Source organism: Microbulbifer bruguierae, from assembly GCF_029869925.1.
GTDB lineage: Bacteria > Pseudomonadota > Gammaproteobacteria > Pseudomonadales > Cellvibrionaceae > Microbulbifer > Microbulbifer bruguierae.
Genome location: NZ_CP118605.1, coordinates 363,404 through 387,455, shown reverse-complemented (window position 1 = coordinate 387,455; position 24,052 = coordinate 363,404). Strand labels below are relative to the sequence as shown.

At 54.9% G+C, this 24,052-nt stretch carries 27 protein-coding genes; 3 read left to right on the top strand and 24 right to left on the bottom strand.

What is annotated here, in order from left to right; genetic code table 11:
- Positions 1 to 110: 110 nt before the first annotated feature.
- A complete protein-coding gene (locus PVT68_RS01740) occupies positions 111 to 1,445 on the top strand; it encodes a glutamine synthetase family protein (protein WP_280320850.1) in 1,335 nt (444 codons plus the stop codon).
- A gap of 67 nt (positions 1,446 to 1,512) precedes the next feature.
- On the opposite strand, the gene PVT68_RS01735 is transcribed toward PVT68_RS01740, so the two are convergent.
- The 7 genes from PVT68_RS01735 to PVT68_RS01705 all read right to left on the bottom strand — a co-directional run bounded on the left by PVT68_RS01735 (position 1,513) and on the right by PVT68_RS01705 (position 7,330).
- Positions 1,513 to 3,171, bottom strand: coding sequence for an alanine/glycine:cation symporter family protein (locus PVT68_RS01735; protein ID WP_280320849.1), 1,659 nt, complete (start codon positions 3,169 to 3,171; stop codon positions 1,513 to 1,515).
- Between the two features lie 257 nt (positions 3,172 to 3,428).
- Positions 3,429 to 4,466, bottom strand: a complete 1,038-nt coding sequence (locus PVT68_RS01730; RefSeq protein ID WP_407666117.1) for a D-cysteine desulfhydrase family protein — start codon at positions 4,464 to 4,466, stop codon at positions 3,429 to 3,431.
- 90 nt (positions 4,467 to 4,556) lie between these two features.
- Positions 4,557 to 4,889: a preprotein translocase subunit YajC gene (gene yajC / locus PVT68_RS01725; protein WP_280320847.1), complete on the bottom strand. Its 333-nt coding sequence runs from the start codon at positions 4,887 to 4,889 to the stop codon at positions 4,557 to 4,559.
- A gap of 134 nt (positions 4,890 to 5,023) precedes the next feature.
- Positions 5,024 to 5,470 (bottom strand): helix-turn-helix domain-containing protein, encoded by a 447-nt coding sequence (locus PVT68_RS01720; protein ID WP_043316188.1) that lies wholly within the window; start codon positions 5,468 to 5,470, stop codon positions 5,024 to 5,026.
- A 417-nt stretch (positions 5,471 to 5,887) separates the two neighbouring features.
- Positions 5,888 to 6,364: a thioredoxin-dependent thiol peroxidase gene (gene bcp / locus PVT68_RS01715; RefSeq protein WP_280320846.1), complete on the bottom strand. Its 477-nt coding sequence runs from the start codon at positions 6,362 to 6,364 to the stop codon at positions 5,888 to 5,890.
- Positions 6,365 to 6,463: 99 nt separating this feature from the next.
- Positions 6,464 to 6,985, bottom strand: coding sequence for a DUF2244 domain-containing protein (locus tag PVT68_RS01710; RefSeq protein WP_280320845.1), 522 nt, complete (start codon positions 6,983 to 6,985; stop codon positions 6,464 to 6,466).
- Between the two features lie 87 nt (positions 6,986 to 7,072).
- A complete protein-coding gene (locus PVT68_RS01705) occupies positions 7,073 to 7,330 on the bottom strand; it encodes a hypothetical protein (RefSeq protein ID WP_280320844.1) in 258 nt (85 codons plus the stop codon).
- Here PVT68_RS01705 and asnS point away from each other — a divergent pair.
- Complete coding sequence (gene asnS / locus PVT68_RS01700) at positions 7,314 to 8,714, top strand: asparagine--tRNA ligase (RefSeq protein WP_280320843.1); 1,401 nt, start codon at positions 7,314 to 7,316, stop codon at positions 8,712 to 8,714. The genes PVT68_RS01705 and asnS overlap by 17 nt on opposite strands.
- An 83-nt stretch (positions 8,715 to 8,797) precedes the next feature.
- On the opposite strand, the gene PVT68_RS01695 is transcribed toward asnS, so the two are convergent.
- The 15 genes from PVT68_RS01695 to PVT68_RS01625 all read right to left on the bottom strand — a co-directional run bounded on the left by PVT68_RS01695 (position 8,798) and on the right by PVT68_RS01625 (position 21,398).
- Positions 8,798 to 9,778, bottom strand: coding sequence for a malate dehydrogenase (locus PVT68_RS01695; RefSeq protein WP_280320842.1), 981 nt, complete (start codon positions 9,776 to 9,778; stop codon positions 8,798 to 8,800).
- A 106-nt stretch (positions 9,779 to 9,884) separates the two neighbouring features.
- On the bottom strand, positions 9,885 to 10,499 hold the full coding sequence (locus PVT68_RS01690) for a dUTP diphosphatase (protein ID WP_280320841.1): 615 nt from the start codon (positions 10,497 to 10,499) through the stop codon (positions 9,885 to 9,887).
- Positions 10,500 to 10,530: 31 nt separating this feature from the next.
- Positions 10,531 to 11,307 (bottom strand): TatD family hydrolase, encoded by a 777-nt coding sequence (locus PVT68_RS01685; RefSeq protein WP_280320840.1) that lies wholly within the window; start codon positions 11,305 to 11,307, stop codon positions 10,531 to 10,533.
- 142 nt (positions 11,308 to 11,449) lie between these two features.
- The gene (locus tag PVT68_RS01680; RefSeq protein ID WP_280320839.1) at positions 11,450 to 11,803 is read right to left on the bottom strand and encodes a PilZ domain-containing protein; all 354 of its coding nucleotides are present in this window, start codon (positions 11,801 to 11,803) and stop codon (positions 11,450 to 11,452) included.
- A gap of 161 nt (positions 11,804 to 11,964) precedes the next feature.
- On the bottom strand, positions 11,965 to 12,999 hold the full coding sequence (locus tag PVT68_RS01675) for a DNA polymerase III subunit delta' (protein ID WP_280320838.1): 1,035 nt from the start codon (positions 12,997 to 12,999) through the stop codon (positions 11,965 to 11,967).
- The gene (gene tmk / locus PVT68_RS01670) at positions 12,996 to 13,634 is read right to left on the bottom strand and encodes a dTMP kinase (protein WP_280320837.1); all 639 of its coding nucleotides are present in this window, start codon (positions 13,632 to 13,634) and stop codon (positions 12,996 to 12,998) included. Before tmk ends, PVT68_RS01675 begins: the two co-directional genes overlap by 4 nt.
- 40 nt (positions 13,635 to 13,674) lie before the next feature.
- Entirely contained in the window at positions 13,675 to 14,787 is a 1,113-nt protein-coding gene (gene mltG, locus PVT68_RS01665) for an endolytic transglycosylase MltG (RefSeq protein WP_280320836.1), read from the bottom strand.
- Between the two features lie 61 nt (positions 14,788 to 14,848).
- Positions 14,849 to 15,754 (bottom strand): aminotransferase class IV, encoded by a 906-nt coding sequence (locus PVT68_RS01660; protein WP_280320835.1) that lies wholly within the window; start codon positions 15,752 to 15,754, stop codon positions 14,849 to 14,851.
- A gap of 68 nt (positions 15,755 to 15,822) precedes the next feature.
- Positions 15,823 to 17,064: a beta-ketoacyl-ACP synthase II gene (fabF, locus tag PVT68_RS01655; RefSeq protein ID WP_280320834.1), complete on the bottom strand. Its 1,242-nt coding sequence runs from the start codon at positions 17,062 to 17,064 to the stop codon at positions 15,823 to 15,825.
- A 171-nt stretch (positions 17,065 to 17,235) separates the two neighbouring features.
- A complete protein-coding gene (acpP, locus tag PVT68_RS01650) occupies positions 17,236 to 17,472 on the bottom strand; it encodes an acyl carrier protein (RefSeq protein WP_010130751.1) in 237 nt (78 codons plus the stop codon).
- Between the two features lie 224 nt (positions 17,473 to 17,696).
- Positions 17,697 to 18,452, bottom strand: coding sequence for a 3-oxoacyl-ACP reductase FabG (gene fabG / locus PVT68_RS01645; RefSeq protein WP_280320833.1), 756 nt, complete (start codon positions 18,450 to 18,452; stop codon positions 17,697 to 17,699).
- 66 nt (positions 18,453 to 18,518) lie between these two features.
- Complete coding sequence (fabD, locus tag PVT68_RS01640; RefSeq protein WP_280320832.1) at positions 18,519 to 19,463, bottom strand: ACP S-malonyltransferase; 945 nt, start codon at positions 19,461 to 19,463, stop codon at positions 18,519 to 18,521.
- Between the two features lie 83 nt (positions 19,464 to 19,546).
- Positions 19,547 to 20,581, bottom strand: a complete 1,035-nt coding sequence (plsX, locus tag PVT68_RS01635; protein WP_280320831.1) for a phosphate acyltransferase PlsX — start codon at positions 20,579 to 20,581, stop codon at positions 19,547 to 19,549.
- A 3-nt stretch (positions 20,582 to 20,584) separates the two neighbouring features.
- Entirely contained in the window at positions 20,585 to 20,776 is a 192-nt protein-coding gene (gene rpmF, locus PVT68_RS01630) for a 50S ribosomal protein L32 (protein WP_043316110.1), read from the bottom strand.
- 79 nt (positions 20,777 to 20,855) lie between these two features.
- Positions 20,856 to 21,398, bottom strand: a complete 543-nt coding sequence (locus PVT68_RS01625) for a YceD family protein (protein WP_280320830.1) — start codon at positions 21,396 to 21,398, stop codon at positions 20,856 to 20,858.
- A gap of 122 nt (positions 21,399 to 21,520) precedes the next feature.
- On the opposite strand from PVT68_RS01625, the gene PVT68_RS01620 reads away from it, so the two are divergent.
- Complete coding sequence (locus tag PVT68_RS01620; RefSeq protein WP_280320829.1) at positions 21,521 to 22,102, top strand: Maf family protein; 582 nt, start codon at positions 21,521 to 21,523, stop codon at positions 22,100 to 22,102.
- 42 nt (positions 22,103 to 22,144) lie between these two features.
- Here PVT68_RS01620 and PVT68_RS01615 read toward each other — a convergent pair whose 3' ends face one another.
- Together PVT68_RS01615 and rluC are read right to left on the bottom strand one after the other, a co-directional pair.
- The gene (locus PVT68_RS01615; protein WP_407666168.1) at positions 22,145 to 22,783 is read right to left on the bottom strand and encodes an HAD-IA family hydrolase; all 639 of its coding nucleotides are present in this window, start codon (positions 22,781 to 22,783) and stop codon (positions 22,145 to 22,147) included.
- Positions 22,784 to 22,840: 57 nt separating this feature from the next.
- On the bottom strand, positions 22,841 to 23,764 hold the full coding sequence (rluC, locus tag PVT68_RS01610; protein ID WP_280320827.1) for a 23S rRNA pseudouridine(955/2504/2580) synthase RluC: 924 nt from the start codon (positions 23,762 to 23,764) through the stop codon (positions 22,841 to 22,843).
- Positions 23,765 to 24,052: the final 288 nt, after the last annotated feature.

Below are 24,052 nucleotides of genomic sequence, written 5' to 3'. Positions count from 1 at the left end.
GTCAGCTCCCACGGGCGACCCGGCCCTCTCCGACTATTTGGGTCCTGAGGGCGGGATATATACTAATGAACCCCAGCCGGGGAAAAGACCTTTCAATAACAAGGTGTACCATGGACAAGATTACCCAGTGGCTCGCAGAACACTCAATTTCCGAGGTCGAGTGCCTGGTACCGGACATGTCCGGAAACGCGCGGGGGAAGTTTACCCCAACCGATAAATTCCTCACCGAAGACAGTCGCTTGCCAGAAAGTATTCTGGTGCAGACCGTTACCGGTGACTATGTCGATGAACATAACGAACTGGTAGATCCCGCAGACACGGATATGCTGCTGGTACCTGACCCGGATTCGATCCGCTTGAACCCCTGGGCCAACGAACCAACCGCCCAGATTATTCACGACTGCTATACCCGTGATGGAAAACCCCACCCCATCAGCACCCGCAACATCCTCAAATTTGTTCTGGAAAAATACGCTGAACAGGGCTGGCAACCGGTGGTGGCACCGGAGGTGGAATTTTATCTGGTCAAGCGCAACCTGGACCCGGATGAAAAACTGTCTGCCCCGGTAGGACGTTCCGGGCGTACGGAAAAAACCCGGCAATCCTACAGTATCGATGCAGCGAACGAATACGAGCCGATCATTGAGGACATGTACGACTTCTGCGAGGCCCAAGGGCTAGATGTGGACACCCTGATCCATGAGTCCGGCACCGCACAGATGGAAATCAACTTTCTGCACGGTGACCCTCTGAACCTGGCCGACCAGGTATTTACGTTCAAGCGTACCGTGCGTGAAACCGCCCTGCGCCACGGTATCTACGCGACCTTTATGGCAAAGCCAATGGAGGATGAACCCGGCAGTGCACTGCATTTGCACCAGAGCGTCATCGACACGAAAACCGGGAAAAACATTTTTGTGAATGACGACGGCTCCGAAAATGAGCGTTTTATGCACTTTATTGGCGGCATGCAAAAATACACTCCGGGGTTCATTACCTTCTTTGCACCCAACGTAAACTCGTACCGTCGCTTCACACCGGAAATGGCAGCGCCCACAAGCCTGCATTGGGGATATGACAACCGCACTACCGGACTTCGCGTACCGGACAGCTCGCCGCAAGGCAAGCGCCTGGAAAACCGCTTCCCCGGAGCCGATTGCAACCCCTACCTGGCGATAGCAACCTCCCTGGCGTGTGGCTACCTTGGCATGATGAACAAGATAGAACCCAGCGAACCTTACAAAGGTGACTGCTCGAGTGAACCCATCACCCTGCCGCGAACCCAGGAACACGCCCTGACATTACTGGCGGAATGTCCTGAGGCGGTGGAAATGTTTGGCGATACCTTCGTGCGCGCCTGGGCGGCGATCAAACGGGATGAATACGAGGAGTTCAACCGGGTAATCAGCTCCTGGGAGCGGGAATACCTGCTGCTGAACGTATAAACGACCACAACTCAACCATAAAAAAACCCGGCGCATGCCGGGTTTTTTTATGGTTACAAGCAACGAATTACTTGTGGCTGGGATCCTTCCAGTAATCCTTGACCGTATCCTTCATTTCCTTCGCCAGGATAGTGATCCCGAACAGGTTAGGCAGCGTCATCAATACGATGGCAACGGCAGAAAGGTTCCAGATCACCGTCGTATCCTCAACCGCCGCCCAGAAAAAGGCCACCACATACACCAGACGATAGGGCATCACGGCTTTGGGGCCGAACAGGTAAATCATTGAGCGATCGCCATAGTAAGACCAGGCAATGGCGGTAGAGAAAGCAAACAGCAGAATACCCAACGTTACGATGTAACTGCCGTAATCACCAAAGAAGCCCCGCTGGAAGGCTCGGTTTGTAAGAGCTACCGAGTGCAACAGCGAATTACCCCACACATCGACGTTCGGATTTACCAGACGGCCATCATTAACCTTCAAGGTGCCGGAATAATTATCACCTGCCACCCGAAACTCCACATCCTCAGCCACGGAGCGGGAGTTCAGCACAGTGAATTCACCCTTGTTCAGAGGCTGCCCATCGGCCACTACAATGGTGCCGGTATAGGTACCGACATCGCTGGGTTTGCCACTCAGGTATCCGAACAGCTGCTTCACCTGCGCTTCATCTTTGTCCGAGTAGCTACCGGTGACGATGGTCATATCCGCCCGTTCGAAGCGGTTCATATGCTTCTCGGTCCACACACCGGAAGATAGAATCACCAGGCCGGTCAGCGTACAGATGATCAGGGTATCAATGAACGGCTCCAGCAGGGAAACCATACCCTCAGAAACTGGTTCATCGGCGCGAGCCGCGGCGTGCGCAATGGGCGCGGATCCCTGCCCTGCTTCGTTAGAGAAGAGTCCCCGGTTTACACCGCGATTAAAGGCATAGGCGAAGCTGGCACCAAGGAAGCCGCCTACCGCGGAGCTACCGTTAAACGCATCGGAAAATACCGCTGCGAATGAAGGAATGATGTTCTGGTAGTTGTAGAGGATCACTCCGAGCGCGCCAACGATATACAAGACCGCCATCACAGGCACGATGGTCGAGGTTACTTTGGCGATACGGGTAATACCGCCGATAATCACCAGACCAAGCAGAATTGCCAGCACACCACCGGTAAGCATCTTGCTCAAACCAAAGGTGTCGTACATGGCCTGTGCGATATTGTTGACCTGCGGCAGGCTGCCGGTACCAAAAGAACTGATCACGGTAGCTATGGCAAAAATCACCGCTAGCCACTTCATATTGAGACGGCGCTCCATGTAAAACATGGGACCACCCGCATAAAAGCCGTCAGCGGCCTTGATACGATACTTGTGGGAAAGGGTTACCTCGACAAACTTGGTCGTCATACCAAGGAAGGCAGTGACCCACATCCAGAAGAGTGCCGCTGGGCCGCCAAGAAAAATTGCCAGACCTACACCGCCGATATTACCAGTACCCACGGTACCGGAAAGCGCAGTGGACAGCGCCTGAAAGTGAGAGGTATCACCTGGATCGCCAGGCTTGTCGTACTTGCCCTGAACGATCTTTATTGCGTGACCAAAATAACGAATCTGCGGAAATCCGAGATACACCGTAAAGAAAAAACCCACCCCGAGAAGAACCCAGGGAAACCAGGGCGCAGACCCCAGCAGTCCATCCAGGGATAACAACAATTGATTGAATGATTCCAAACCAACCCCCACTGCTTTTATTTTGTGTGATTATTCGCCAAGTCTTCGCTGTGTAAACCAGCAAAACAAGAACCGGCCTCTGCAAGTGCACGGCAGGTTATCAGCTTCCCTGCGACGAGAACAGCAATTCACCAGCCATCGGCAGCATAGCTCTCGTTTCTGCCAAAAATTAAACAAAAACCCACCTTTTTAACCAAAACCGGCAATTTTGTCGCAAATCTATTTCTTACCACGGGATGCTACGAATGGGCATGCCATCAGAGCCCGTCTAGATATTGCATAAATTCCGCCCGGTGTGGAAACACCCCGAACTGCCCCCCGGTGTGCACAAATACCAAATGATTACTGCCGCGGTATTTACCGTTCCTGACATCCTCTAACAAACCATGGAAGGCCTTTCCGGTGTACACAGGATCCAGCAATATCCCTTCCAACTGCGCAGCTTCGGCAATGGTTCGGTAAATTTCCGGCCCCGCCAACGCGTAGCCCGGGCCGATAAACGAATCTGTCACCTGGATTTTGGATTTATCAAACCCGAATGTCTGGCCATAGCGCTGCCGCCAATCCGCCACATCCGCGACTATTTTGTTAACGAAATAGTCTGCATCATCACATACGGCATAACCCGTTACAGCACTCGCCACCCCAAGCAATTGGCAGCCCAGTGTGAGCCCCGCCTGGGTCCCGCCACTGCCACTGGCACAGACGAGATGCTCCGGCACAAAATTCAGTGCGGCACAATCCGCCAGCACTTCCTCTGCGCACTTAATGTACCCCCAGATGCCGAGACCGTCACTGCCTCCGGTGGGAATACACAGCGCCTTACCACCAAGTTGACGGTAATGTTCAGCCCAATATTCAAACAATGCCGGCAACTGTTCCACATATTCCCGCAGCGGATAAACAGATACCGCTGCACCGGCCAGATGGTCCACCAGCAAGTTGCCATCAGCCGGCAGCTCATCACTGCCGAAAAGCGCTTTTCCGCGAAGAATCAGGTGTGCCCTAAGACCGGTTTTTGCTGCTGCAAGTGCGGTTGCCCGACAGTGATTGGATTGCTCACCACCACACGTGATCAGGGTATCGCAACCCAGCGCTTTGGCTTCAGCGACAATGAATTCCAGCTTGCGAAGTTTGTTGCCGGACATAGCGCTTTCAGTAAGATCATCCCGCTTGATCCAAAGCTGCGGCCCCCCATAGGGCGTGGAATACTTTTCGGTAATTCTGTTTAGCGGCTGCAGCGGGGTTGGCACATTGGCCAGGCGCTCTCTCGGCGGGTACTGAATTGCCACCAATGGATCCTCCTAGTTTTTTCCATGCATAAAAAAACCCGGGGAAACCGGGTTTTTTGAGCCGTTCAGGCCTGTAGAGACCAGGAAACAGCATCAGATGTTCTTGATGGTGCCCTTCGGCAGCACCGCGTGTACCGCTACCTTCTGGAATTTCAGCTTCATATTTTCCGCCACTTCCAGAATCACATAGTCATCGTCGACCTTTTCCACGCGCCCCAGCATGCCGCTGGTCATTACTACTTCGTCGCCTTTTTTAAGCGCGGAAACCAGTTCCTGATGCTCTTTCTGACGCTTGCGTTGCGGGCGAATAATAAACAGCCACATAAACACGAACAGGCCACCGAACATCAGCAGAGTTATCAGTGGGTTGCCCTGAGGAGCTGGAGCTGCCTCTTGTGCCACAGCAGCAGGAATAAAGAAATCCATGGTCTAAACCTCGATAAAGTCAGTCAAAAATCTGGGGCCAACTCTAACGGCTTTGACAAAATGAGGCAATCCAGAACACCGGAAACACCGGTGCCCTGGATCACGTGATGCGAGGTGTATTGCCGAAACGCTGGTTAAAAACGTTGTCGAACCTGACGGCGATAACCCGTTGGGGACATTCCGGTCCAACGCTTGAAGGCGCTGGTAAAGCTAGTTCTATCGGAAAAGTCCAGGATACGGGAAATGCCATCCACGCTGAGTGCAGTATCTTTAAGAAAATGCACCGCGTGGCGGAAACGTACGTGATCACGCAGAGAGGCGAAACTCAGGTTGTGCTCCTGCAGGCGACGCTGCAGGGTCCTGGTGGACATACTGAGGTCAGATGCCACCGGGCGAATTGCCAGAGATGCCTTTCCAATCCGTTGTTCCAGCACATCAATTACTCGAGCGGCGATCCCGAAGCTGGTTGCTTCCGGCGGCGCCAGCAACTGGTCAAGAATGTTCGGATCACCGGACAGTCTTGCCTGCTGCAAGGGTTTGTCTTCTGAGAGCGAAGCTTGGTCTGGCTGAATATGGTTCATTGAGCTGCTCCTTGATGGGTTCCTTGAGCCGCGGTTATTGTTCTACGCCCGCTTCCTGCGAGTCCCTAATTTACCACTGCCGACAAAATTGCCGACTACAACCTGGGTGCGGGGGCGCACCTGAAAACAGGCATCGAAGCCTACCCAGAGTGTTCACTTTTTGTACTGCAACCTCGCACCACACCCAATCGCTCTGGGCAACACGGTTGAGCGGCGCTCGTTTACACAAGGCAGTATAGACCATCTGAACAGAATGCAAGGGGCGACAGTGCAATTTTTTTTAAAATTCTGCAAAAGAATCTGCCGCCTCCCCAGTCTTATGGATCGTGAGGTGCTCCCCCGTCTTCACACCAAAAGTTACTCATGTCTCAAACCTGACTTTTTATCACATCACCGAGTACTCAGGCTCTTAGCTACTCAGGTCAAATTCTCGTCAATCCAGCGCAGCACGTCCTCGTGGTGCGTTTTGGTTTTGACCTTATCGATGATGTGTTGAAGTCGACCACTCTTGTCGACGATAAACGTGGTACGGAGCAGCCCCATATATTCCCGACCCATGAATTTTTTCAGGCCCCAGCATCCATACTTGTCGGCAACCTTGTGGTCCTCGTCCGCCAACAGGTCAAAATTGAGCTCATGCTTTTCAATGAATTTCTGCAATTTGCTTTCCGGGTCCGGGCTGATACCAAAGACAACGGTATCGCGTTTACTGAACTCATCCACACTGTCACGGATACCACAGGCCTGGGTAGTACATCCCGGTGTCAGGGCTTTGGGGTAAAAATACAGGACAACATTTTTATGATCGCGAAAGTCTTTAAGAGCGACGTTTTCACCGCTCTGATTCTTCAGCGTAAATGCCGGTGCCAGATTACCGATCTTTGGAAATGCCATGCTCCCTCCCCTGCTGGAATTCGTCTTGTCTTCACGTTGGTGTAGCAACCCTTCAATCGGGAAGCTCCGTGCGCATTATATCTGCAGAAAACGATAACTTTAAAAGTCCTGCAAGCGGTAACCTTCCTCCCTGCGTGCACGCAAGCCACAGCTACCGAGCTTTTCTATCAGCGCTGCCTTTTCGACATCGGTAAGAAACTCTCCTACTTCCAGACACCCCTCAGGCCCGGAGAAAGTCACCGCTGCAGGTTCCGCCGGGTTCGCACCCATACGCACCAGTATCGCGAGGCTGCCGCGATCAAATTCCGCGTGGTACACCGGCCGCTTAAGATTGCCGCGGCTACTGTCGAGCATAACGCGATCATCACTGATCCGAATCATTTCCCGTCGAGTCCCTTCGCTGTACACATAACCGAACAGCACAGCCAACAATAGCACCTCTAAACTGGCAAACGGGATAACCATCCACGCTCCTGCCAACGCAAAGGCGATGCTAATGCCCAGAGACACCGCTACCAATGAAATAAAAACCCAGAGATTGCCCGTCATAGACAGGGATTGATTGGGCGCGAGAAGAATACAGGCCCGGCGCCCGCGCGCGCCGCCGACTTCTTTGACCATGAGCGCTTCACCCCATCACTGCGATGATTTCAGTGTAGGACAGAGGCTTGATGAACCAAGAGTCACATCCCGCTTCTATACTGCCTTCTAGGCCCCTGTTAGCTGCACCAAGGAGTCACGCCATTTTTCACGCAGGGTGTGCTGTCGTACGACGTTTGGAACACCACTAATGCGGGGGTGGATTTTCCGGCAAACAGGCGGCAAGATGCCGCCGGAAAGCGCGACCACAAGCCGCGCATAGATAACCGCGCCGATTCCCTGGGCCGCCATTTCAGCCCAGGGGCAGAGCATCAATTCTGAAAGCGCGCACGACAACAAGAGCACCATCATGCAAGTTGAATCCATCGATACTCTCCTGAAATCCAGCCAGCGTGAAGGCGATACCACGCGCGTACAGGGCTGGATCCGCACCCGCCGGGACTCCAAAGCGGGCCTGTCTTTCCTCGCCGTGCACGACGGCAGCTGCTTCGACCCGATTCAAGTGGTCGTAGAGTCCAACGTCAACAACTACCAGTCTGAAGTTTTGCGCCTGACCACTGGCTGCGCTGTAGACATTGAGGGCACCATCAAAGCGTCTGAGGGCAAGGGCCAGGCTATCGAATTGCTGGCCACCAGCGTAACGGTGGTAGGCTGGGTCGAAGACCCGGATACCTATCCGATGTCACCCAAGCGACACACTATGGAACACCTGCGCGAACACGCGCACCTGCGCCCACGGACCAATGTAAGCGGCGCCGTCGCCCGCGTGCGCAATGCCATTGCCCAGGCGATTCACCGCTTCTTCCACGAGCGGGGCTTCAACTATATACACACGCCGATCATCACCGCTTCTGACTGCGAAGGCGCCGGTGAAATGTTCCGGGTAAGCACTCTGGATCAGACCAACCTGCCTCTGACCGATAAGGGTGAGGTGGATTACTCACAAGATTTCTTCGGCGAAGAGACCTTCCTGACCGTTTCCGGCCAGCTGAACGTGGAAAGCTACTGCCTCGCGCTGTCCAAGGTGTATACCTTTGGCCCCACCTTCCGTGCGGAAAACTCCAATACTACCCGCCACCTGGCGGAGTTCTGGATGGTGGAACCGGAAATAGCATTTGCCGATCTGGCGGACTGCGCCAATCTCGCGGAAGAGATGCTGAAATACGTATTCAAGGCAGTACTGACGGAGCGTCCCGACGATATGGCGTTCTTTGCCGAGCGCATCGACAAGGAGGCCATCAGCCGCCTGGAAAATATCATCGACAACGACTTCGCCCGTATCAATTACTGCGAAGCCATCGAGATTCTTGAGAAATGTGGCGAGAAATTCGAGTTCCCGGTTTCCTGGGGTATCGACCTGGCCTCCGAACACGAGCGCTACCTGGCAGAGAAACACTTCAAGAAGCCGGTGATCGTGCTGAATTACCCGAAGGACATCAAAGCCTTCTATATGCGTGTAAACGACGACGGCAAAACTGTGGCGGCGATGGACATCCTGGCGCCCGGTATTGGTGAGATCATCGGTGGATCCCAGCGTGAAGAGCGTCTCGACAAACTGGATGCGCGTATGGATGAGATGGACATCCCCAAAGAACATCTGGACTGGTACCGCGACCTGCGTCGCTATGGCACCGTGCCACACGGCGGTTTCGGTCTCGGCTTTGACCGCATTGTTTCCTACGTTACCGGCATGGGCAACATTCGCGATGTAATTCCCTTCCCGCGCACCCCGCGCAACGTCAAGTTCTGAAGATTTACCAATCTCCAAAACAAAAAAAACCCGCATGAAAATGCGGGTTTTTTTGTGGCTTTTACCTGATGAAAAGTAAAAGCTTACGGCAGCAGGTGGGCAACTGCGTCGCGCTCTTCTGCCAGTTCCTGCTCAGTCGCAGTCATCTTCTCGCGAGAGAAATCATTGATATCTACGCCCTGCACAATTTCCCAGTCACCGTTCTTGCAGACAACCGGGAAAGAGTAGATCAGGCCTTCCTGGATACCATAGGAGCCGTCGCTGTATACGCCCATGCTGGTCCAGTCACCTTCAGCGGAACCCAGCGCCCAATCGCGCATATGGTCGATGGCGGCGTTGGCTGCAGAGGCGGCAGAGGAGGCACCGCGAGCCTTGATGATGGCTGCACCGCGTTGCTGTACGGTCGGAATGAAGTCGGTTTCGTACCACTCCTGCTCCACTTTGCCCATGGCGTCTTCGCCATTTACCTTGGCCTGATGCAGATCAGGATACTGGGTAGCAGAGTGGTTGCCCCAGATGGTCATGTGGGTGATGTCGTTAACCGTGGAATCGGTTTTGTTCGCCAGCTGGGTCAGCGCGCGGTTGTGGTCCAGACGAGTCATGGCGGTAAAATTGCGCGGATCAAGGTCCGGCGCATTGCGCTGGGCGATCAGTGCGTTGGTGTTGGCAGGGTTACCTACGACCAGCACCTTTACGCTGCGCGCAGCAACGTCGTTCAGGGCCTTACCCTGAGCGGAGAAGATTGCAGCGTTGGCTTCCAGCAGGTCTTTGCGCTCCATACCCGGACCACGAGGACGGGCACCAACCAGCAAAGCGTATTCCGCATCTTTGAAGGCAACGGTGGCGTCATCGCTCTGCACGATTCCAGCCAGCAGCGGGAATGCACAGTCCTCAAGCTCCATGGCTACGCCTTTCAGCGCTTCCAGTGCCGGGGTGATTTCCAGCAGCTGAAGAATGACCGGTTGATCTTTGCCGAGCATCTCGCCGGAAGCGATGCGAAACAGCAGCGAATAGCTGATCTGACCGGCGGCGCCGGTAACTGCAACACGAACAGGTGCTTTCACGATTAATCTCCGTTGTTTTCAGGCGCCCGCATTATAGGGCCTCGCTAATAAATTTCATTAGCCTTTAATCAGCTTCGGGCAAAATTTGTCTGGCCAGTGCCTTTGCTTACCCCGGATAACGGGTTTTCAAGGCTCCATACAATTCCGTACTGAAGCTTTCAGCGGTACTGTCCAAAGATTGTACGATTTCCGCCAGATGCTCGTTGTCTTCACGCCCCTGCCAAAGTTTTTTATAGCTTCCATCCTTGTAGCCATGATCCTGGCGGAAACGGTTGAGGACATTTTTACCTACATAGCGGCGGTAAAGATCTTCAAAAGACATATCGCAATCGATCATAAGTTGCGCGAAGCCCACAAGATCAAACTGTTTTGACGACAGGGTATTGAGAGTAAAGGCTTCCAGATCTTCCTTGAAATCACCGCTCACCGGATCCAATGCAGCAAGCTGTTGTCGCATATTTTCCGCAACCACTTCCGGTGCGCCCTGCTGTAATTCCAGGCTGAGCCCAAAATGCCAGATATCCACCAGTTCCAGCTTTACCTGCTCCATATCCGGCAGCTGCTTTTTCCACCACTTCCAGCCGTAGTGATCCAGCAACTCGGCGCTTTCGACCCAGATCGCGCGGTACCAGGCAAAGTTCTGCTCGCGCCAGTTATCGTTAACCAGCGTATTGATGTCGTCCTGCAGTGCCAGCATGGCCTGCAATTGCTGTTGCAACATAAGCAATTCCTGAATTTTTTAATACGCGCGGTCAGGCCGCACGCGGAAAAAGTCGGTGAAAATTATTGGTGGTGATTTCAGCCAGCTCTTCATATGCCAGCCCGCGCAGATCTGCGATGAATTCAGCCACTTCCCGCACATACGCGGGAATATTCGGCTTGCCGCGATAAGGTACCGGGGCAAGGTAGGGAGAGTCGGTTTCAACCAGCAGGCGATCCAGCGGCACCTTACGAGCCACATCGCGCAGCTCTTCGGCATTCTTGAACGTTACGATCCCGGAAAGCGAGATGTAATAGTTCAAATCCAGTGCCGACCTGGCCATATCCCAGCTTTCGGTAAAACAGTGCAACACACCGGCGTGCTCACGGCTACCGTGCGCACGAATCAGTTCAATCGTATCTTCCCGTGCATCCCGGGTATGCACGATTACCGGCAGGCCCACCTGCGCCGCGGCCTCCAGGTGGGCGACAAAGCTGTGTTGCTGTACTTCTTTGGTTTCGGTGCTGTAGTAGTAGTCCAGCCCGGTCTCACCCAGTGCAACCACCTTTGGTCGGGCAGCAAGCTGCTTCAACTTTTCGACATCCGCCAGTCCTGAGTCCACATCCAGGGGATGGACGCCCACGGAACAAACGACATCGTCATAACGGGCTGCCAGGGAGACCACCTGGTCCACATTCTCCAGACTGATTCCAACACACAAAAACTTGCCGACACCACGACTGCGTGCGAGCTCGAGTACCGCATCCAGATCGCCTTCGAATTGATCAAGTTTGAGTCTGTCGAGATGACAGTGGGAATCTACCAGCATGGTTTAGGGACCTATTGGTCAGAAGGTGTATTGGGACTTGGGCAATAAAGCGGGGAATTATACAGATTGAAGCCCCGGGTCGCGCGGATGATTACACCCGCTGAACAGTTGGAGGGCCAGGGGGAGCTGCGCTCCCGGAGATCTACAGAGTGTGTGTGGGTCGGCTGGATTCGAGCGAACCCGCTAACAGGGTCTCGATCTTACTCTGCGTGATATGTTCTTTGTCATTGAACTGGATACCGATTCCCGGGGTGCGATTACCCTGAGCGCCGCCAGGAGTAATCCAGACAACTTTGCCCGCAACCGGCAGCTTTTCCGGCTCGTCCATAAGGCTGAGAAGCAGGAAAACTTCGTCGCCAAGGTTGTAGCTCTTGTCGGTATTAATGAACAGGCCGCCGTTTTTTACAAATGGCATATAAGCTGCGTAAAGCACAGACTTGTCCTGAATCTTCAGCGACAGGATGCCATTGCGGGCACCGCCCCCCATACCTTTCATGTGCAACCCCGTATCGGAAACAACCGGTGAATCGTTTTTGTTGTAGCTCAGGCCGGGCCGCTTGCCCGGATACTGTGTAACTTACCCCGCCAGCCTGCAGCCTGTCTACTCCATCAACTGCCTCGAAAGGCGGACGGAACCTTCACGGGCAGCCGCGGATATCATCGAAACAGTGCCGCCCAACGGATTAGCAGCTCTTCCAGTAGCAGGCGCTTGTTTGGATTGCTGTTGCCAACCAGCAGGCCGCGGGCTTTGAGCAGGTGGTCATAAAAAGCAAACAGCGGACGCAAACTCTCAGTTCCAGAGCCTGGAGTACGCTGCAATAATGCCATGATCTGCAGGTCTCCCGCTTGGTCTGTCGAGCGTACCCTTAGCATCTGACCTACCCAGTTCTGCCAAAACTGCAGCAACTGCGTGAGCTCCACACCTTCTCCCGGCGATTCCCAGCGCCCAGCGAGAGTGACCGCCGCCTGATCACTGCGCGACAACGCCACTAGATCAGACAGAAACTGCTCGCGCATTTCGCGAGCTTCCGGCTCCATCAGGTTCACGGCAAGCAGCGGCGCACCGCCGGCCAGTGTCAGCGCACTGGCAGCCTCGTCGGTATCGACACCGCTATCGTGTAGCCAGCGCAGTGCCGACTGTGCAGAGGGAACCGGAAAGGCAATGGCTTGACAGCGGCTGCGAATGGTGGGCAACAAACCGGAGGGGTTGTCGGTCACAAGTAAAAACACCACAGAGCCAGAGGGCTCTTCCAGATTCTTCAGGAGTGCATTGGCCGCGTTGACATTCATCGCCTCCGCAGGCGCCAGCCACACGATTCTGACGCCGCCACGGCCACTGGTACGACCGACAAATTCGCCCAGCTGGCGAATCTGCTCCACCTTGAGCGGCCCCTGCTCCTTTTCCGGTACCACACGGATAAAATCAGGGTGAGAGCCGGCAATACGCAACTGACAACCGCGACACTCCCCACAAGCGAGCCCGTGGCGGGGCTGATCACACAGCAGCAGCGCGGCAAATGCATCGGCGAAACGACGCTTGCCAAGCCCAGGCTGTCCGCTAATCAGAAGCGCATGGGGACAACGCCCGGCGGTCCACTGAGCACCCAATCGCTGCCATTGCGCCGCCTGCCAAGGCAGCGGGGAAGGGATAACAGGCTGCAAGCCCTCACCATTCACACTTTCACTGCTCATGGCGTGCCCGCTATGATCTCAAGTACATGCGCGAGTTGCTGCTGCACCTCTGGCAACGCCACTGATGCATCAATTACCGCATATCGATCTGGATCCGACTCTGCGCGCGCCCGGTAAGCCCTGCGCACCTTGCGAAAAAAATCCAGCTGCTCACTTTCAAAGCGATCAGCCTCTCCAGTAGCCGCAGCGCGTTCAAGACCGATCACGGGATCCAAGTCCAGCAGCAGCACACGATCCGGGCGCAGATCTTTCTGGACAATATTTTCGAGCTGAGCGATCAAAGTGCGATCGAGCCCGCGCCCGCCCCCCTGATACGCATAAGTAGCGTCGGTAAAGCGGTCGCAGACTACCCACTTGCCAGCGGCTAGCGCCGGAAGAATCTGCTGACTCAAGTGCTGCGCGCGAGCAGCGAACACCATCAGCAATTCCGCAGTAGGGTCCACACGCTCGTCGCGCTTTTGCAGTAACAGGGTGCGCAATTGTTCTGCCAGCGGTGTGCCACCAGGCTCACGAGTCTGGATAAATTCGATACCGCGGTTTTCCAGCCACTGGGTGACAAAACGTAAATTGGTAGACTTACCTACCCCTTCGCCACCCTCAAGGGTGATGAACTTGCCTCTACTCAATTCTGACATTGATTCAATAACAACCTGCAGGCGCCTGCTGCGCGCATTTCTAATTTGTCGGATTCGTATCCGCCGGTCTGGAACGATAGTCTGAGCGGCGCTTCAATTGAAACTCACGCACTGCACGATTGTGCTCATCCAGGCTGGAAGAAAAGTGGTGGGAGCCATCCCCTTTCGCCACAAAGTACAGGGAACCTCCCTCCTTCGGGTGCAACGCCGCCCAAATGGCCTCACGCCCTGGCAATGCAATCGGAGTCGGCGGCATGCCATTGATGACATAGGTGTTGTACGGTGTAGCGGTCCGCAGATCCGCGCGACGAAGATTGCCGTCGTACTTATCACCGAGACCATAAATTACCGTTGGATCCGTCTGCAGGCGCATGCCTTTGCCCAAGCGCCGGACGAAAACGCCCGCGATTTCATCCCGCTCAGAGGGCACCCCCGTTTCTTTTTCAACGATGGAGGCCATGATCAACGCCTCGTACGGACTCTCGTACGGCAGCCCTTCTGCACGATCCTCCCACTCTCGCTGCAACACCGCAGCCATTCGCTCAAATGCCTCCCGCAGAAGGTCCATATCGGTCGCCCCGGAGCGATAGACATAAGTATCAGGGAAAATACGCCCCTCTGGATTACCCTCGATACCCAGCGATGCAGCGGCCACCGCTACCGATGCCGCAGCATCCGTTGGCTTCACTTTACGGCCATTGCGAATCTGCGTGAGGGCCTGTTCGAAAGTCCACCCCTCGACGATGGTGATTCTGTAGCGCGTGACATCACCGCGGTGCAATCGCCCCACCAGGTCCATCGCGTTGCTACCCGCGGGAACCATATATTCACCCGGGTGGATACTACTCTGCCGTTTTATCCGCGCATAAATACGGGCCCAGAGTCGCGAAGGCAGAACACCCTGCTCCTCAAGTCGATACAAAATGGTGGAAAGGTTACTGCCGTTTTCAACGTCGATACGCATGCCATCCACCGGCAATACCAGTGGACTAACAAGCGCCTTTTGCGCGGACCACAGGCCGACAGCAACGGTACACAGCAAAAGAAAACACAGGATGAATAACCAGCGCAGCCAGCGGAACCGGACAGAGTGTGCCGACTTGCCACGAGACTTGGTCGAGGTACTTTTACTGTTACTTTTCTTGCTAGTCACGATTTGTATTTACTGCCTGTGCCTATCGCAATTAGCGAGGGGCGCTATTACCGGGGAAACGCTACTGCCAGAGAACTCGATGTACCAGCTCTTGCAATTCGACAAGTGCCGGATCCACATGGCGCCGGGAATCGAAAAGAACCCGATCTCCGGCAAACAATTTTATGACCGGCACCACGCCCCTGACACTATTACAGACCGCAAGTGCATCAGCCTGTTCAAGATTCGCCAACACAATATCATCTTCAATGATTTCCACGCGACCTGCCAACCACTCACGCATTACACCGCGGACACCAAAGTAGGTCAGATCCGGCGTCCACCAGGCACCGCCACGACGAATCAGCAGGTTGGTACGCAGGCCTTCAATCACTCTACCCTGGGGGTCCCGAATTAACCCTTCCCGCTCGGCAACTGCGCCCTCAGCCTGAATATCCGCCGGCGAGGTGCTCGCACCAAATTGCGAAAGCTCTGCTGCCGCTGCTCTGTAGTTGTCTCTGCACAATAATTTACAACCTCGTACAGGCTCCTGCGCAGCGCCGTTTCTCGTTTTACTTAAAAGGAACGGCGACACTGTAGCCAACGGCTCTAACGGGGTCTCGCAGACATACAAGGCAACCCCATTATCCCAAGCTGTCGCTACCTCAAGCGCAACCGCCGTCAGGTCCCAGCGCAAACGCGGGCTGACATCCCCCATTTGGCCACCATGAAACCAGCCGTAACGCAAACGTATGCGCGCGCCACCGGGCCAGCCTTCCGTACGACCAGCAAGGTCTTGCGCGGCACGCGCAATATCATCAAGCACTGTGGCTTGCAGTACACCACAGCGATACAGCCGCGCTAGATGTAGCGACAAAAGTGGAATCTGCCCACGATGGGCGCGCATGGTCTCGAGGAGGCCGGATGAGAAATCACGATCTTCGGGCAGCCCACCGGCAAATCCCGCAGCGTCGTCACGATAGAGCATTGAAGGTGTCATCGCGGGAAGTTGTAGCCGGCACTGACAATTGTGCAAACCATCAGCGCCGGATACCGTCAGACGCGCTTGAAAATCAGCGAGCCGTTGGTGCCTCCAAAGCCGAAGGAATTGGACAGCACCGCATCGATTTTCATTTCCTGCGCAGTGTGCGGTACGAGATTTACCCCTGCGCAATTTTCGTCGACGTTATCAAGATTGATTGTGGGCGGTGCTACCTGGTCCCGCAGAGCCAGTACAGAGAAGATCGCCTCGATGGCACCGGCAGCACCTAACAGGTGCCCGGTCATCGATTTGGTAGAACTCACGGCCAGCTGGTCCAGCGCGCCGGCGAATACCGAGCGTACCGCAGCAATTTCCGCCTTATCACCCAGAGGCGTCGATGTACCATGTGCGTTGACGTAATGAATATCGCCAGCACCCATGCCGGCGTCCTGCAACGCATTGGCCATAGACAAAGCAGCGCCTGCGCCATCTTCCGGCGGTGACGTCATATGGTGTGCATCACCACTCATACCGAAGCCGCTCAACTCGGCGTAAATTTTTGCACCGCGCGCTTTTGCATGTTCGTACTCTTCAAGTACCAGAACACCGGCGCCCTCTCCCAGCACGAATCCATCGCGGTCTCTGTCCCAGGGACGGCTGGCAGCCTGCGGGTCATCGTTCCGCGTAGACAGCGCGCGCGCCGCACAGAATCCGCCGAGACCCACCGGCGTTGTCACCATTTCTGCACCACCACAGACCATCACGTCCGCATCGCCGTACTGAATAGTGCGTAAACCCAGACCTATGGCGTGAGTGCCAGTCGTGCACGCGGTGGTGGTTGAAAGATTCGGGCCTTTCATACCGTATTTAATTGAAAGGTTGCCGGACACCATATTGATAATGGCACCAGGCACAAAAAATGGAGAAACCCGGCGAGGACCCTTCTCTGCAATCAACATTGCATTGTTTTCAATCGCCTGGATGCCTCCCATTCCGGAACCAATACAGGCACCCACACGCGGGCCTGTTGCGTCCGTTATCTCCAGCCCGCTGTCCTCCATTGCCTGAATGGCAGCGCTGAGCCCAAACTGTAAAAAGATGTCCATCTTGCGCGCTTCTTTCAGCGGCACATGCGGTTCGGGGTTGAAATCTTTGACGGTGGCGGCAAAACGTGTGGTAAATGCGGAAACATCAAAACTATCAATGGGCACAACGCCGCTTTTGCCTGCCAGCAACGCGGACCAGGTATCTGCAAGGGTATTTCCCAGCGGGCTCACCATACCCATCCCGGTAACTACTACTCTTCTACGCGACACTAGCGCCTCCCCCGAAATCAATAATCACGCCGGAAACTGTACTTCTACAACCGGTCGCATTTTTACAAGGTTCAAATAGACGGAGAGCCGCGCTATGCAACATAGAACGGCTCTCGCAATGCCAGTAATGGGTAACGCTAATTACCCTTTACCTAAACTATCCAGCAGGAATCAACCAAGGTTTTGATTGATGTAGTCGATCGCCAGCTGAACGGTAGTGATTTTTTCTGCTTCTTCGTCAGGGATTTCGGTTTCGAATTCCTCTTCCAAAGCCATTACCAGCTCAACTGTGTCGAGGGAGTCAGCGCCGAGATCTTCAACAAAGGATGCTTCAGGCTTTACATCTTCTTCCTTCACGCCCAGTTGTTCAGCAACGATCTTTTTTACGCGCTCTTCAATGCTGCTCATGATTCAATTTAACTCCTAGTGGATAAAAATCTGTTTTGGTCACTGTTTAATATTCACCCAGAAACAATACTGGGTCAGTAACCGGCTAACACAGCTTATGGTTAATGCGAGGCGGCATTGTACCCTGATTTTTTCGGGATGTAATGCACCGTCTCCCAGCAACCATTGAATGATAAAAAAACTTTTACCAATCAATTACTTACGGAAATTTTCCCGAAAGAAAATCACCCCATATACATGCCGCCATTCACGTGAATGGTCTCTCCGGTCACATAACCGCCAGCGTCGCTGGCCAAAAACGCGACAACGGACGCAATCTCTTCGGGGGCACCCAAACGGCCCAGAGGAATCTTGCCCAGCAATGTTTCCCGCTGCGCCTCCGGCAGAACCTTGGTCATATCTGTGTCGATAAAACCGGGCGCTACAGTATTTACAGTGATGCCACGGGAACCAACTTCAGCGGCGAGGGCACGAGCAAAACCACCGACGCCGGCCTTGGTCGCAGCGTAGTTGCTTTGACCAGCGTTACCCATGCTTCCGACAACGGAACTGATATTGACAATACGCCCCCAACGGGCTTTGGTCATATCACGCAAACAACTTTTGGTCACGCGATAAACTGCGGTCAGGTTGGTATTGAGCACAGAATCCCACTCATCGTCTTTCATACGCATGAGCAGGTTGTCCTGCGTGATACCGGCGTTGTTCACCAGTATGGTTGGCGCACCGAACTCGGCTTTAATGGACTCCAGTACAGTAGCGATACTTTCAGCGCTGGTCACATCCAGCTTTTTACCGGCCCCATTTAGTCCTTTCTCCGTAAAACGCGCAGAAATTTTTTCAGCGCCAGCGTCACTGGTGGCAGTACCGATAACGATCGCACCCTGCGCGCCCAGGAGATCAGCAATGGCCGCCCCTATACCGCGGCTGGCACCAGTAACCAGTGCCACCTTGCCTTCAAGTGAAGTTGTAAAAGACATTATTTCCCCCAGAGACCAGTGCGCATCGCCTAACACAAACAGCGACGACACTGTGTTTCGTTAAAATTATACTGCTGTAGACGCTATCGCTTCCGACATCTGAGCTGGTGATTCGATACTGAATGCCGCGAGGCTCCGATCAATGCGCTTGGTGAGGCCAGCAAGCACTTTGCCCGGACCGCATTCAACCAGCTGCGAAACGCCATCCACTGCCATAGCCTGCACACAGGAAGTCCAGCGTACCGGACTATAAATCTGCTCTACCATCAGCGCCTTGATCGCCGCTGGATTCGCTTCGCTTTTAGCGTGAACATTATGAATCACCGGCATTTCCGGTGCGTTAAACACCGCAGCCTCAATTTGCGACGCCAGTTTTTCCGCCGCCGGGCGCATCAGCTCGGTATGAAACGGGGCGCTCACGGGCAGCGGCATAGCGCGCTTCGCACCGGCAGCCTTACAGGACTCGATCGCCCTTTCCACTGCGGCCGCTGAACCGGCAATAACCACCTGCCCCGGAGAGTTATAGTTGACCGCAGCAACCACGCCACCCTGGGCCGCTTCGGCACAAGCGGCTTCAACAGCCTGATCATCCAGACCGATAATGGCAGCCATGGCACCCTCACCAGCGGGAACGGCTTCCTGCATCAAGCGCCCCCGCTCACGCACCAGGCGCACAGCGTCGTCGAAGGCCAGCACACCAGCACACACCAATGCCGACCACTCACCCAAACTATGGCCCGCCATACACGCAGGTTTTACACCGCCGTTAGCAAGCCAGGCACGGTAGAGGGCAACACTTGAAGTCAACAACAGGGGCTGAGTGCGTTCGGTAAGGTTGATATCTTCCTGGGCGCCATTCTGGCACAGATCCCACAGATCATAACCAAGAGTGGAGGAAGCCTCGGAAAAGGTCGCGCCGATTTCAGGAAATGCCTTAGCAGTGTCACTCAGCATCCCAATTTGTTGGGAGCCCTGGCCCGGAAATACGAACGCCAAAACTGGGTTGGTCATGGAACATCCTTAAACCAAAAAAAAAGAGCCTTGCCTGGGACTGAGGTGGCAGGACAGGCCGGCCGCCGACCAATAACGGCGAGCTACTCAGATCCAGCTTGGCGCTGAACCTGCATAGACATGGCACTGCCTACTTTGTGCGCCAGGTCGGACTCAGCACACTCTTTCGCCGTTAGTAAAGCGCGGTAAAACGCCTCACTACTGGCACCGCCATGACTTTTAATGACGTTGCCCTCCAGCCCCAGAAAGCTGGCGCCATTATAGCGACCGGGCTCTAGCTGTGCGCGCCATTTTCGCAACAGATTTATGGCTAATTGGCCAAAAAAACGCTTTATCGGCGCTTTTTTGTCGATCGTAAACGTTTTTTGACCTATCAGTCGAATGATGCCTTCGGCGGATTTCATCGCAACATTGCCCATAAGGCCATTGCAAACCACCACATCAACAATACCGGTAAAAATATCGTGCCCTTCGACAAAGCCCACGTAATTGATTCCGGGATCTGACTGCAGCAACTTGCCGGCGCGGCGAATCTCTTCCGTTCCCTTGTGTTCTTCGGCACCGATATTCAACAGCGCCACCGTCAGATTACTTTTCCCGGAAAAGATTTTCTGCGCTTCCATGCCCATACGCGCAAACTGGACCAGGTCCTCCGCGCTACAGTCGATATTGGCACCGAGATCGAGCAGGAAGCAGGATGCATCTGCCGTAGGCAGCGACTTCCCCAGCGCTGGGCGCCGCACCCCCTCTACCGTGCCCAATATACTGCGACCAAGCGCCAGCAAAGCCCCAGTATTACCGGAGGTCACCATGGCACCACATGCGCCACTGGCAACAGCCTCCAGGGCCTTTGCCATTGAGGATTCACGCTTGCGGCGAAGCGCCTGAATCGGATTGCAACCCTGAGTAATGACCTGGGCACAGTCGATCACTTCCAGGCGCTCGCGCACGGAAGGGGGCTGCTTGATAAGGAGGGATTGTAGTTGAGAGCGCGGGCCGAACAGGCTGAGTTCTGCCTGCGGAAAGCGGATAAGGAATCTTGCGCAGGCCGGAACGACAGAGCGGGGACCTAAGTCCCCGCCCATCGCATCCACGGCCAATCGTAATTGGCTGGACAAAGCTTACTCTTCTTCGGAAGAGCCGCCGACGTCGATCACTTTGCGACCGCGGTAGAAACCATCTTTGGTCACATGGTGACGGTGATGCTTTTCACCAGTAGTCGGATCTACGGACAGAGTAGGTCCGCTCAGTGCATCGTGAGAACGACGCATACCGCGACGGGAACGGGTTTTTTTGTTCTGCTGAACAGCCATTTGGTGCTCCTAAACATAACTAACAGTTAACACCGGAACCGGGGCGCCTACCGGCGAGCCCAAACCCTTCAAACAATTCTCAAGACTTGTTTGACGAACCCTTCAACTGTTCCAGTACTTTAAAGGGGTTTTCTCGTTGCTCCTCCGCTTCTGCTGCCTTGCCACTACTTTGAAGATCGTCTCGAGAGACACACTCCACTTCGTGGTAAGCCACCATCGGCAGATTGAGCAAAATCTCATCTTCCAACACTTGATACAGATCCAGCTCATCACCTTCCTGTATCACCGGATCAAGAGACTTGGGCAATGCGTTGCCCTGCTCTTCCGTCCAGACGAACCCCCAATTGACCTCTGCTTCAATACGCTCGGTCACCGGCTGCAGACAACGCTGACACAGGAGATGCACCTGCACTTCCAGATGGCCACTGGCAATCTGGTTGCGCTGCAGATCCCGACCAAACGCCAGCTGCACCTGCACATCACCATCTATTGACTCGGTAGACGAGACCAGTCGAGGCAATGCATCCGATGGCACGGTGCCGTCCAATTGCTGCTCGCGCTGCACCAATTTTCGTGCATCAATGCGGCGCGGGAGCGCAGATTTCTGGGGGGGTATCGACATAAGCGCGCAATTCTATGGACTCATCTGAGCCTTGTCAAAACAATTCAGCGACCGCATGATCGCCGTTCCCAACACCACCAACAGCAGCACACGCCAAGCCACGAATCCGGAACCCCGACCTCATGCGACAACTGATACTGGCGTCCAGCTCACCCTATCGCCGCGCACTATTACAGAAGCTGGGGCTCCCCTTTCAAACCGCATCTCCCCATATAAATGAAGAAGCAGCACCCAATGAAAGCGCGACGGTACTCGCCACGCGACTAGCCAGGGAAAAGGCACAGGCCCTGCGCCACGAATTTCCCGACGCCCTGATTATTGGCTCCGACCAGGTGGCAGAATGTGACGGTCAACGACTGGGAAAACCGGGAACCCCTGATAAGGCTGCACAGCAACTGCAGCTCTGCTCCGGCAAAACAGTAATTTTTCACACCGGACTCTGCCTTTTTGACTCCAGAAGTGGAGCCCATTCCACCCTGTGCGAACAATACGCCGTTCAATTCAGAGCGCTCAACTCGCGAGAGATAGAGCGCTATATCGAGCTGGATTCCCCACTGGACTGTGCAGGATCATTCAAAGCGGAAGGTTTAGGGATCGCACTTTTCGAAAAAATGGAAGGAAACGATCCCAATACCCTGATTGGCCTCCCATTAATTCGATTGATGGAGCTACTCAGACAATACGAAGTGGACCCGCTCGCCTGAACCTCTCCACCCTTCCAGAAGCCTAACTCAGGATCCAAACTATCAAGCCACCAGCGGCGGCCACTCCAGTAACTCACTGAAATGGTCGATAATCTGACGCGGACCGCAGCCATGTAGACGTGCGCGATCGTGCACACCATAACTGACACCGATAGCGTCCATACCAATAGCGGCCGCCATCTTCAGGTCGTATTCCGTATCCCCCACCATCACCGCCTGCGCTACCGGGTAGCCGGTCTCTCGCAAAATCTCATTGAGCATGCGCGGATCAGGCTTGGACGCCGTCTCATCTGCACAGCGACTGGACAAAAACAAATGCCCAACACCGTGCACTTCAAATTCACTATTGAGTCCGCGCCGGCTCTTCCCGGTGGCCACCGCCAACTGATGACCCGCCGTCAATAGGCGATCCAGGGTAGCCAGAACACCATCGAACAGTGACAGAGGTTCCGCCCGCGCCGCGAGCCACTCCTCTGCATAGTAATCCCGAAGCAGAGCACGCTGCTCACTGTGCGCTTCAGGAAACAGGGCTGCTATCGCCTCAGGCAATCCAAGACCAATAATCTGACCAATGGCAGCAGGCTCCAGCACTGGCAGCCCAACCCTGTCAGATGCGCGCTGCATACAACGGGTAATGCGCTGCTCTGAGTTACAAACAGTTCCATCCCAATCGAGAATCACCAGCACTTACCGGCACCTCCAGCAGCTGAGACTGACACCGACACAGAACAACCCACCTCAGCTCTTGCGCAGATTGTCCAACACCAACTCGAGCTCCGAAGGCAAAGGCGCCTTTACCTGCACCCTTTCACCACTGGGGAGCGTGCAACCGACTTCCGCGGAATGCAAAAACAGACGCTTCAACCCGAGCCCACGAAACTCACCGTTCACCTCATCAGGGGTGTATTTGGCGTCCCCCGCCAGAGGGCAGCCAACAAACTGCGCATGCACCCGTATCTGGTGCGTTCGTCCGGTTACCGGCTCAGCCGCCACCAGGGTAGCGCCATTGAAGCGCTCCGCCACCTGAAAACGCGTCGTCGACGGCTTGCCTTCGCCATCCACAACCACCATGCGCTCGCCGCTTTTCAGGGTGTTCTTCTTCAGTGGAGCCTCCACCAGCTTGCACCCCCGCGGCCATTTTCCTGCCGCCAGGGCCAGGTAGGACTTACCCAGCTTGCCCGCCCGCAGCTCGGCCTGTACATGCAGCAGCACCGAACGCTTTCGCGCCACCAGAATGGCGCCACTGGTATCGCGATCCAGGCGGTGTACCAACTCCATAAACGGGCTGTCCGGATACATCTGCCGCAGCGCCTCGATCAGGCCCAGGCGCACACCACTGCCACCATGCACAGCCAAACCCGCAGGTTTGTTCACCACCAGCAAGCCGCCCTTGTCATAAAGTATGGCTGCCTCCAGTGTCCGCCGCAGCTGATCGCCAGCTACCGCTGGCGCAGACTCTTCAGACACCCTGATCGGCGGCACGCGAACCTGGTCGCCCCCTTTAATCCTATACTCCGCCTTCACTCTTCCTTTATTAACGCGCACCTCCCCCTTTCGCAGAATCCGGTAGATCCGCGAACGGGGCACGCCTTTGAGTCGCGCCTGCAGGAAATTGTCGATTCGCTGACCAGCAAGTTCTTCTGGCACGGTGAGAAACTGCACGCCAGAACCCTTTGCCGCGGACGACTGGTCGGCGTCACCGGCTTCCGGTTTACTGGATCGAGGGCTATTTTTAGGGGGGATACTTCGCATGCGGCGCATGATAGCCGCAAGCACTGTGCATTGAAAGCAGCCCGATTGCTGCCGAAGACCCACCATGATATATTCGGCCGGTCTGAATTGGGGCTGGTTTTCGGCGGTGCACGGTTTTTCTGCTATAAAAACTCAGGTGCCGTTCTTGAGAAAATACCGCCAGTCAGGCCGGTGCGCGGAACGCCGCGTGATCAACAA

Coding starts and splice junctions, on each gene's coding strand:
- PVT68_RS01740 (WP_280320850.1), top strand. CDS start 111: ATGGACAAGATTACCCAGTGGCTCGCAGAACACTCAATTTCCGAGGTC.
- yajC (WP_280320847.1), bottom strand. CDS start 4,889: ATGGATTTCTTTATTCCTGCTGCTGTGGCACAAGAGGCAGCTCCAGCT.
- PVT68_RS01720 (WP_043316188.1), bottom strand. CDS start 5,470: ATGAACCATATTCAGCCAGACCAAGCTTCGCTCTCAGAAGACAAACCC.
- bcp (WP_280320846.1), bottom strand. CDS start 6,364: ATGGCATTTCCAAAGATCGGTAATCTGGCACCGGCATTTACGCTGAAG.
- PVT68_RS01710 (WP_280320845.1), bottom strand. CDS start 6,985: ATGGTCAAAGAAGTCGGCGGCGCGCGCGGGCGCCGGGCCTGTATTCTT.
- asnS (WP_280320843.1), top strand. CDS start 7,314: ATGCAAGTTGAATCCATCGATACTCTCCTGAAATCCAGCCAGCGTGAA.
- PVT68_RS01705 (WP_280320844.1), bottom strand. CDS start 7,330: ATGGATTCAACTTGCATGATGGTGCTCTTGTTGTCGTGCGCGCTTTCA.
- PVT68_RS01690 (WP_280320841.1), bottom strand. CDS start 10,499: ATGTTGCAACAGCAATTGCAGGCCATGCTGGCACTGCAGGACGACATC.
- PVT68_RS01685 (WP_280320840.1), bottom strand. CDS start 11,307: ATGCTGGTAGATTCCCACTGTCATCTCGACAGACTCAAACTTGATCAA.
- PVT68_RS01680 (WP_280320839.1), bottom strand. CDS start 11,803: ATGAAAGGTATGGGGGGCGGTGCCCGCAATGGCATCCTGTCGCTGAAG.
- PVT68_RS01675 (WP_280320838.1), bottom strand. CDS start 12,999: ATGAGCAGTGAAAGTGTGAATGGTGAGGGCTTGCAGCCTGTTATCCCT.
- tmk (WP_280320837.1), bottom strand. CDS start 13,634: ATGTCAGAATTGAGTAGAGGCAAGTTCATCACCCTTGAGGGTGGCGAA.
- PVT68_RS01660 (WP_280320835.1), bottom strand. CDS start 15,754: ATGCTCTATCGTGACGACGCTGCGGGATTTGCCGGTGGGCTGCCCGAA.
- acpP (WP_010130751.1), bottom strand. CDS start 17,472: ATGAGCAGCATTGAAGAGCGCGTAAAAAAGATCGTTGCTGAACAACTG.
- fabG (WP_280320833.1), bottom strand. CDS start 18,452: ATGTCTTTTACAACTTCACTTGAAGGCAAGGTGGCACTGGTTACTGGT.
- fabD (WP_280320832.1), bottom strand. CDS start 19,463: ATGACCAACCCAGTTTTGGCGTTCGTATTTCCGGGCCAGGGCTCCCAA.
- rpmF (WP_043316110.1), bottom strand. CDS start 20,776: ATGGCTGTTCAGCAGAACAAAAAAACCCGTTCCCGTCGCGGTATGCGT.
- PVT68_RS01625 (WP_280320830.1), bottom strand. CDS start 21,398: ATGTCGATACCCCCCCAGAAATCTGCGCTCCCGCGCCGCATTGATGCA.
- PVT68_RS01620 (WP_280320829.1), top strand. CDS start 21,521: ATGCGACAACTGATACTGGCGTCCAGCTCACCCTATCGCCGCGCACTA.